This is a genomic window from bacterium (assembly GCA_023135785.1).
Taxonomy (GTDB): domain Bacteria; phylum CAIJMQ01; class CAIJMQ01; order CAIJMQ01; family CAIJMQ01; genus CAZNJA01.
The window spans coordinates 24,587-32,843 of sequence record JAGLSL010000010.1 but is presented as its reverse complement, the minus strand read 5'-3'; the positions used below and the strand labels follow the sequence as shown (position 1 = coordinate 32,843).

Genomic DNA, 8,257 nt, shown 5'->3' with positions numbered 1-8,257 from the left:
TAGCGAAGCGGACATCAATCGGAGTAAAAAAATTATGACAAAAATTGAAGGTTTAGGAGATTGGAAAAGAACGCAATATTGCGGCGAGGTTTCAGACAAAGAAATAGGCAATACTGTTACCCTGATGGGTTGGGTTAGAACAAGCCGCGACCACGGCGGAGTTATCTTTATTGACCTGTGGGATAAAACCGGTATCGTCCAAATCGTATTCAGTCCGCAGGTTAGCGCGGAAATACATAGTAGAGGGGCGAGTTTAAAAAGCGAATTTGTCATTGCCATAAGGGGTGATGTCAGACCACGTCCTCAAGGCACGGAAAACACGGCTCTTCCCACGGGAAAGTTGGAAGTTGTTGTAGATGAAATAAAAGTCCTGAACGAATCGGAAACTCCTCCATTTGAACTTGATGAAGAACAAATCGGCGAGGAAGTTCGGCTTAAATATAGATACATTGACTTAAGAAGAGAAAGGATGCAGAAAAATCTCTTGTTAAGACATAAAGCCACTCAAGAGACAAGAAAGTTTTTGACCGAAAAAGGTTTTCTTGAAATAGAAACACCGTTTTTAGCCCGAAGCACACCCGAAGGCGCAAGGGATTATCTTGTTCCTTCAAGACTTAGTCCGTATTCATTTTATGCCCTTACTCAATCGCCACAACTATTCAAACAATTGCTTATGGTTGGCGGAACGGATAAATATTTTCAGCTTGTCCGCTGTTTCAGAGATGAGGATTTGAGAAAAGACAGACAGCCCGAATTTACACAAATAGATATGGAAATGTCTTTCGTTGAGAAAGAAGACATTATGGAAATCTCCGAAGGTTTAATGAAATGCATTTTTGAAACGGCAGGACATAAAATCAAAACACCTTTTACTAAAATCACTTACGACGAAGCAATATCCCGTTACGGCGTGGATAAACCCGACATAAGATTCGGATTGGAACTAAAAGATATAACCGAAATTGCAAAACAAACCGATTTAAAAATCTTTCATCAGGTGCTGGAAAAAGGCGGTATAGTAAAAGCCATAAATGTTTCAGGCGGCGCAGAAACCCTTTCAATTAAAGTGCGAAACGATTTAATAGAATATATCAAAGGTTTCGGCGCAGGCGGTCTGGCTTGGATAGAAGTGAAAGCGGACTCTTGCCATTCGCCCATCGTGAAATATTTCAAGGGAGAATCGTTAAATAAATTAAAAGAAGTTCTGGGCACAAAAGCAGGCGACTTAATCCTGATAGTAGCCGATAACAAACAGATAACAAATACCGCGCTTGGAAGTTTAAGAGTGAAATTAGCCGAAGACTTGGGATTGTTAAAAGATGTGGAGCAGTTCTCATTTGTATGGGTAGTGGATTTCCCGCTTCTTAATTATTCTGTAGAAGGGAATCGACCCGCCACTGAAACGTTGGCGGGCAAGTTGGAATTTTCACATCATCCGTTTACCTCACCTGTTGAAGAGGACTTGAAATATCTTGAAAACGAACCCGAAAAAGTAAAAAGCAAGGCGTATGATGTGGTTTTAAACGGAACCGAAATCGCAAGCGGTAGCATAAGAATACATAACCGCGCATTGCAGGAACAAGTATTCAAAACAGTCGGCTTAAGCAAAGAAGAAACAGAAGAAAAATTCGGATTTCTGCTTGAAGCGTTAAAGTTCGGCGCGCCGCCGCACGGCGGTATAGCGTTTGGTTTTGACAGATTAATGGCAATAATGAGCGGAGAGGATTCAATAAGAGATGTAATCGCATTCCCCAAAACACAAAAAGGCATCTGCCTCACCACCAAAGCCCCATCATCCGTTAACGAACGGCAACTAAAAGATTTGCATATAAAATTGGACCGATAAGCCCCGTTAGAGATAGTTCGCCAATGTAGTAATGGCGGATGTAATCTCTAATCGGGGGAAATAGTGATTAGTTGATACCCGTGAACCCCCGAACCATGTGAGGTTCAGGACACAGCACGTAGGGTTCAGGGCAAGGTTTATGGTTTAGAGAGGAGGAATTATGAGAAATAAATCCATAGGATTTAAGATTGGGGTTGTGTTGGCGGGGATTCATTTTTGTTTGGTGCTATTTTGCTTTTTTGCAGCCATTACCTCTCGTTCAAGTACTGCGGGCCTTGCATTTATCCTGTTCTTTTTCTTAGACGCTCCTCTTATGTTATTGCCTTCTTCGGTATTTCAGATGTTTGGCATGGCTTCTCCGTTATTTTTATTCGGTGTTCTGGGTTCTGCTATGTGGTTTTTATTTCCCTGGCTGATAGATATCCCCTTGTCACGCATTTTCAAAAATAAAGCGCAACTAATTAGAACACTAATAATTATCGCGTTTATTCCTGTCATATTATTTGGTTTCTCCCGCTTGAGTAGAGTTTCAATGAAACTTAGTATGCAACGACGAAGACCTGTAGAATTGAAGAAAGTATTGAACAAATCCTCTTCAGATTTTCTTATAGGGGAAGTAGTTTTTGAATGCGATAACGATGTAAGTATTAATAATATTAGCAGTATGAATTGTATGGATAACGCAGAGAAAGGGCTTATGGTTGGTGTATGGGGATACTGGAGTGGAGTTTTGTTTATTGACGGAAAGTATCAGGAGGTAAAGAGGTTAGACTTAGTAGGTTCTGATAGTGGTGGATTCAGTAATATAACCCCGTTGGACTTAAATGGTACTCATTTATGTAATTTTATCGCGTATAGATTTAGTAAAGGGGCATATCTTTTTGATTCTAATGGAAAAGAGAGGTGGAAGTTCACTAATCCAAAAAGCAATGGATTATATCCAGATGGAGTGGTTCCTGGAGATATTGACGGGGATGGAAAACTAGAGTTTGCTGTTTATTACAGGTATGGCGATGGAATAGTTCTGCTTGATAGTGAGGGCAACACAATATGGCAGCATCCTATATTGGCGATTGGGCATTTGGAAATTATAGACCTTGATGAAGACGGTAAAGCTGAAATTATTTATTCTAATTCAAATAATGCCTATGGAGACAGTAAATTTAATATATTGAACCCTACAGGTATTATAGTGGGTAAATTGGAAATTGATACGAAATCGTCCGAATTTTCTGTAATTAGGTGGCATGATAAAGTTAAACCACATATTTTGCTTACCGAAGAAAACAAAATAAGAATTGTTGATTTTGATGGCAATGATGTTATTCAACTTGATGCGCCTGGATGCAGGGCATTCGGAGAACTAAAAGCCCTTACAGTAAGATTTAATAAAGACGAACCTGAATATCTTGCTGTGAGGAAGAGCCTACACCCGGATATTTTGGTTTTATATGTCTATGACTATAAAGGAAATCTTGTATATCAAAAAACGGAAGTCTTAAAGCGTATGAGAAAACCCACACTTGCAGTTATGCCTATGAATGAAATTGGTGATGAGAAATTGTTGATAGGTTCTATGCTAGATAATAGGGGTGTGGTGTTGGAATATTCGTTGAACCGATAGGAAATATAGCGTCAACGAACGGCAACTAAAAGATTTGCATATAAAGTTGGATAAATAGTAGTTAGTTGATACCCGTGAACCCCCGAACTACATAGAGTACGGGGCAGGCACGTAGGGTTCAGGGTAAGTGGTGGATGGTATAGGAAAACAGAAACATAAAATATGAAAATATTCCAGAAGGAGGTCTAATGTTAGACTGCAAGAGTGACATGACACTTTCTTACCGCAACACATTCCGTGACCAGCTGGCATTTATTTTATACCACCTATTACATACTCCATTCTGTTTATTGTTTTTAGTTGGCTTATGTCTCATTGTCACGTTCGGAAGTGTGATTCCTGCAGTGCAAAGAGTGTCCACAGACCAACCAATGTTTGCTGTAGTTATCGCATTTATTCTTATCGAATTATTGCTTGCTTTGTTTTTTTTCGGATTCGTGGTAGTTTTCACAATTCTCTCCATGATTTCACGTAAGAACAAAACAGTTTTTTGTGAGAAGACGATCACACTTGGAGAAGAAGCATTCGTTAATGAATCAGAGTATGGCAAATCTGAGACGCGATGGACGATAGTGCAGAAGCTGGCATGTACCCGGAGACATATTTTTATTTATCTTAATCAGCAGGCTGCAATAGTAATTCCTCGTAGTGCGTTTGAGAGTTCCGAGCAGTGGGATGCATTTTATGCTATTTGTAGGCAGAGAATAAAGAATGCCGCTGAAAGAATTGTAGATAAAGTTGGATAGGTAAGGGTAGTTAGTTGATAGTAAAAAAGGAACTCTGCTGATTGACAATAAAATAGGCTTCTGCTATCTTTAAACGTTATGAGAAACACTGTTTTATTGAAAGAAAGAAAAGGGCAGGTTAGTTTGGATAAATTTTCCGGCGAATGGGTAGCTCTTATTGAAAACAAGGTTATAGCGCACAGTAAAACTCTTGAAGTTCTAATGAAAGGCATAGAAAAATATCCTCTTAAGAAAAAGCCCTCTGTTCTTTTAGTTCCCCGAAAAGAAGAATGTCCCTATATACTTACTAACGTTTATAATCAGTTTTGCCGAAAAAGCTAACAAAGTTACCGTAGAAAGTTTATAAACAAAATATGGAAACTTTTATCAAAGCTTCATCATCCGTAAACGAAAAACAATTGAAAGATTTGAATATAAAGTTGGATAAATAGTGATTAGTTGATGGTTGACCCGCTACTAAAACGATGGCGGGCAAGTGGTGGATGGTTTATGGTTGATGGTAAAACAGAAATATAAAAAAAGTACAGAATTTGTCGGATTGTTTAGGTTGTATAATACATTTCGAATCACATCTCCAAATTCTGTGGGAGGTTGATAGATGAGTCTTAAGAAGAAAATACCTTTGAAGCAACAGAAGAGAATACAACACAAACGCGAAAAGAAAGAGCAGTTGTCAATTCACGACCGACTAATATTTTCAACATCGGACTTTCTAACTGATCTTGAATGTATTGTGGAAATGTTCGAGGTTGTCCTCCCTACACTTGAGCAGAAAGACAAAACTAGAGGTAATAGGGTTGAAGAGATTCTGAAATCACTAAAGAGCCGAATGAAAAAGAAAGACAATGGAGCGACAAAAACTCCATTGTTAACCAAAGTTACTGAATTGATAATGACATTACGCAAACTTCATCGTGCGAAAAGACTGTTTAGGCAAAATGCAATTGTAATGATGGTGTCAGAATATGACCAATTCTTAGGAGATGTTTTCAAGGCATTCTTTCGTGCAACTCCTGATCGCTTAAAGAGCCCGGATAAAACTCTTTCGTATGATGAGATTCTTCAACTTGGTTCGATTAAGAACGCTATTGAAAAGTTTATCAGCAAGGAAATTGACCAACTGTTTCGTGGGTCGCATTCAGAACAGATTGGTTATCTGGAAAAACAATTGAAACTAAATATACGAGAAGGGTTGTCCTGTTGGTCAACTTTCATTGAACTCACAGAACGACGGAATTTGTTCGTTCACCTAGGAGGACAAGTATCGCAACAGTACATTAGAGTCTGTAAAACACATGGGGTGACGATTGATGAGAAGCTAAAAGAAGGCATGATATTAAGCGCAAATGAGCAGTACTTAAGGAAAGCCTACAAGTGTCTATTGGAAGTCAGCCTAAAAGTGAGCCAGTCTGTTTTGAGAAAGGTTTGGCCCGATAAACTGGAAGATGCAGATGTCGCATTAAACAACATAGGGTTCAACTTCTTGGAGTCAGAGCAATGGGAACTTGCAAGAATGGTATTTGATTTTGCACTTACTTTGCCGCACAAACTGATATCCAACGAATTTTGGCGCAAAATTTTCATAATAAACAAGTGTATAACATTAAAATGGTCTGGAGATGAAAATGGCATGCTCAAATTGCTCAACGAAGTTGATTGGAGTGCTACTGATTCGAAATTTACGCTTGGAGTTCATGTCTTAAAAAATGAATACAAACAAGCAGAGTCCATTATGGCGGCAATGAACAGCAAAGAGCCAATCAAAGAATATGAATTCAGAACATGGCCAATATTCCGAGATTTTCGGAACACAGACAGCTTCAGGAGAGCTTATAAGAAAATATATGGTAAGGAATTTAGAATCGAAATCCCTGAAAGTGCAACCAAAACAATTGATCAACATCGCGAGCATAAGAAACAAAAGGGTCAAATAAAGTTAGATAAATAAACGTGAAAACAATTCTTAAAGTTCTCAAAAATACAATTCTTTGACCATTTGAACATTTAGTAGAGATTGTCATAGTAACGTTTATATTAGCTTTTATAGTTTATTTTGCTTCTAAAAAATTAGGCACAGATGACAAGTAATAAAAAGAATAATTTCATTGAAAGAATTAAGAAAATGACTGATGATGAACTTGATGAGGAATTACTGTCCCAAGAAATAAATGACATTGGAAGACATATCGTATTGCAAGAAAAGACAAAACGGCAATTTAAAAAGCCTCATTGGACTGTTATCCCAACATTTATTATTGTTTTGCTTACTTTGATTATAATGGTGTTATTAAATTACGATAAAATTATATTAATCTTAAGTAAGATAGTATATTATCTAATAAAGCAATTCGGGATATCTTAACTTATTTTCTCTGATGTCCCATAGCTAAATTGATTTTGAATGTTAGACATATGGATGTGAATTTGTAATAGATGGGGTCTAATAGATGTAATAGATGGGGTCAGGTCTTGCAATGCAACATTTGTCAGATTATTTAGGTTGTATAACGGAGATGGTGTGTAAATTAAAAAAAAGGAGGTACGATGAATTGGTATATAGCTGTATTAAAAAAATATGCTGTCTTTAGTGGTAGGGCTAGAAGAGAAGAATATTGGATGTTTTTCCTTTTTAATGTGATTATTAGTTTTATTTTGGGCATTATTAAGGGAATAACAGGAATGAGTATGGTTTCTACCATATATTCACTTGCTGTTTTAATTCCTGGTATTGCTGTTGGTGTTCGTAGAATGCATGATGTTGGGAAAAATGGATGGTTTTTATTAATTCCGATCTACAGTCTTATTTTGGCTGTTACAGAAGGCAATAAAGGTGATAATCAATACGGGTCTGACCCAAAGGCAGAACAGAAGGTAGAATCCTAAGGGGTAAAATCTTTCCCCTCTCTGTTTCGCCCTCAGAAATCACAAGGTGATTTCAATGACCAAAGTATCCCTTTTGGGGACTAAATCCCTGAGATGCCTTGCATCTCTAGGTGCCGGAAATCTTTCCCCGTGGAATGCGGAGCATTCCCGGGACTTTAGTCCTCGCAATTTTTCAAAATTGCAGAGGGTAAATTTATAGGAGCAGAGCTCAAATGCAATCAGTTAAAGCGTTTTACGTGTAACGAAAGGGGATCCCCCATTTTAAGAAAACAGAGTAGGTGTAAGTTCTTTCGCAAATTTTTTAAACTGCAATTCTTCAAACATTCCCCTTAAGCTGGACCAATCCGGAGTTTTAACCTCCAATTCTTGCGCATCAACTTCTATGGGAACATTTTTATCCAAGAGTATCAACTTCTTGTTGTTTAACGCAAGAGAAGAATTCAATTTAAGGCTCTCTGATATTTTTTCGTTTTTGATTTTATCTGTAGAGGCAACCACATCTTCCAAAAATCCAAACTCATCAAGAAGAACTTTAGCGGTTTTTTTCCCTATTCCCGAAACTCCTGGTATATTATCTACCGAATCGCCGATTAATGCAAGCAGGTCAGGTATTTTTTCAGGGTAAACGCCCAATTTTTCCTTGACAGCTTCCGGATTCAATATGTTCTCTTTTTTGGAAGAATTTAAAACGTTTATTTTATCACTAACAATTTGAAGCATATCTTTGTCGGAAGTAATGATCAATATTTTATCAAACTCATCCTTAAATTTCCAAGCCAGCGTTGCAAGTATATCGTCAGCTTCGTAGCCGTCCATTCTGGAACATTTAATTCCGAAAGCGTCAATTATTTGATTTATTTTAGGCAATTGCAGGCATAAATCATCCGGCATAGATGGGCGATTTTTCTTATAGTCAGAAAATTGCTTGTGTCTAAAAGTCGGGGCTTTGCTATCAAAACAAACAGCCATGTATTTTACACTTTTTTTCTCAAGCAGTGATAACAACATCTTTGCAAACCCATAGATAGCGCCTGTGGGAAAACCTTCCTTAGTAGTAAATTTTGGCAAAGCGTGAAAAGCACGATAAATATAGGAACTTGCATCTAATAAATAAAGTTTTTTATTAGAAGTGGATTTTTCTTCTATCAAACCTTCTTC

At 37.7% G+C, this 8,257-nt stretch carries 8 protein-coding genes; 7 read left to right on the top strand and 1 reads right to left on the bottom strand.

Translation table 11 applies throughout. The features are described from left to right. Positions 1-34: 34 nt before the first annotated feature. From aspS to KAS42_01100, 7 genes are all read left to right on the top strand, one after another. Positions 35-1,846: an aspartate--tRNA ligase gene (aspS, locus tag KAS42_01130; protein ID MCK4904835.1), complete on the top strand. Its 1,812-nt coding sequence runs from the start codon at positions 35-37 to the stop codon at positions 1,844-1,846. 160 nt (positions 1,847-2,006) lie between these two features. Continuing rightward, positions 2,007-3,470: a VCBS repeat-containing protein gene (locus KAS42_01125; GenBank protein ID MCK4904834.1), complete on the top strand. Its 1,464-nt coding sequence runs from the start codon at positions 2,007-2,009 to the stop codon at positions 3,468-3,470. Positions 3,471-3,658: 188 nt separating this feature from the next. Continuing rightward, the gene (locus tag KAS42_01120; GenBank protein MCK4904833.1) at positions 3,659-4,216 is read left to right on the top strand and encodes a YcxB family protein; all 558 of its coding nucleotides are present in this window, start codon (positions 3,659-3,661) and stop codon (positions 4,214-4,216) included. Positions 4,217-4,294: 78 nt separating this feature from the next. Next, positions 4,295-4,537: a hypothetical protein gene (locus KAS42_01115; GenBank protein MCK4904832.1), complete on the top strand. Its 243-nt coding sequence runs from the start codon at positions 4,295-4,297 to the stop codon at positions 4,535-4,537. A 277-nt stretch (positions 4,538-4,814) separates the two neighbouring features. Next, positions 4,815-6,164, top strand: coding sequence for a hypothetical protein (locus KAS42_01110; protein MCK4904831.1), 1,350 nt, complete (start codon positions 4,815-4,817; stop codon positions 6,162-6,164). 129 nt (positions 6,165-6,293) lie between these two features. Continuing rightward, a complete protein-coding gene (locus KAS42_01105) occupies positions 6,294-6,578 on the top strand; it encodes a hypothetical protein (GenBank protein MCK4904830.1) in 285 nt (94 codons plus the stop codon). Positions 6,579-6,760: 182 nt separating this feature from the next. After that, on the top strand, positions 6,761-7,099 hold the full coding sequence (locus tag KAS42_01100) for a DUF805 domain-containing protein (protein ID MCK4904829.1): 339 nt from the start codon (positions 6,761-6,763) through the stop codon (positions 7,097-7,099). A 261-nt stretch (positions 7,100-7,360) separates the two neighbouring features. Here the strand turns inward: KAS42_01100 and KAS42_01095 are convergent, their stop codons facing one another. Next, on the bottom strand, positions 7,361-8,248 hold the full coding sequence (locus tag KAS42_01095) for a 5'-3' exonuclease (GenBank protein ID MCK4904828.1): 888 nt from the start codon (positions 8,246-8,248) through the stop codon (positions 7,361-7,363). Positions 8,249-8,257: the final 9 nt, after the last annotated feature.

Bases quoted from the DNA above. Each gene is read 5' to 3' on its own strand.
- aspS (MCK4904835.1), top strand. From the start codon at position 35: ATGACAAAAATTGAAGGTTTAGGAGATTGGAAAAGAACGCAATATTGC.
- KAS42_01125 (MCK4904834.1), top strand. From the start codon at position 2,007: ATGAGAAATAAATCCATAGGATTTAAGATTGGGGTTGTGTTGGCGGGG.
- KAS42_01120 (MCK4904833.1), top strand. From the start codon at position 3,659: ATGTTAGACTGCAAGAGTGACATGACACTTTCTTACCGCAACACATTC.
- KAS42_01115 (MCK4904832.1), top strand. From the start codon at position 4,295: ATGAGAAACACTGTTTTATTGAAAGAAAGAAAAGGGCAGGTTAGTTTG.
- KAS42_01110 (MCK4904831.1), top strand. From the start codon at position 4,815: ATGAGTCTTAAGAAGAAAATACCTTTGAAGCAACAGAAGAGAATACAA.
- KAS42_01105 (MCK4904830.1), top strand. From the start codon at position 6,294: ATGACAAGTAATAAAAAGAATAATTTCATTGAAAGAATTAAGAAAATG.
- KAS42_01100 (MCK4904829.1), top strand. From the start codon at position 6,761: ATGAATTGGTATATAGCTGTATTAAAAAAATATGCTGTCTTTAGTGGT.